The organism is Dyella flagellata (genome assembly GCF_030160275.1).
GTDB lineage: Bacteria > Pseudomonadota > Gammaproteobacteria > Xanthomonadales > Rhodanobacteraceae > Dyella_B > Dyella_B flagellata.
In genome coordinates, this window is sequence record NZ_BSOA01000054.1 from 1 (window position 1) to 541 (window position 541).

Consider the following 541-nt stretch of genomic DNA (forward strand, 5'->3'; position numbering starts at 1 on the left):
CCGGTTCGCGCTGCGCGTCCAGGATGTAGACCGCCGTGTGGGCGATCGGCCGGCCGATGTGCGGGGCGGTCGTCTCACCTCGGCGGATCGCCAGCCAGGTCGAGTACGTGGTGGTTTCGGAGGGACCGTACAGGTTGCAGACCATGCCCGCCTCGGTGGCGGCAAAGAGGCGATCCACCAGGGCCTGCGTTAACGGCTCCCCGGCCAGGTTCACCGTGGTGACCCCGCGCGGCACGCCCCCGGCCTGCAACAGCGCCTGCATGGCCGATGGCACCGTGTTGATCAGGCTGACCTCGCACGGCTGCTGGGCCAGATCCAGCAGATGCGGCACCAGGTGCACCTGCGTGCCCACGCTCAGCGGCAACAGGCATTCGTACACCGCCAGGTCGAAGTTCAGCGAGGTCGCGAACAAGGTCCGGGCCAATGCCTGGGGCGCGAACGCCGTGGCGGCCCAGCGCAACAGGTTGACCGTATTGCGATGCTCGATCGCCACCCCCTTGGGCACGCCGGTGGAGCCGGAGGTATAGATGAGGTAGGCCAG

1 protein-coding gene is annotated in these 541 nt (G+C 68.4%); it reads right to left on the reverse strand.

Translation table 11 applies throughout. The annotated features are described in order from the left end of the window. Positions 1–541 (reverse strand): AMP-binding protein (locus QQJ96_RS23450; protein WP_284334468.1); only part of this gene is annotated, 541 nt, incomplete at both ends.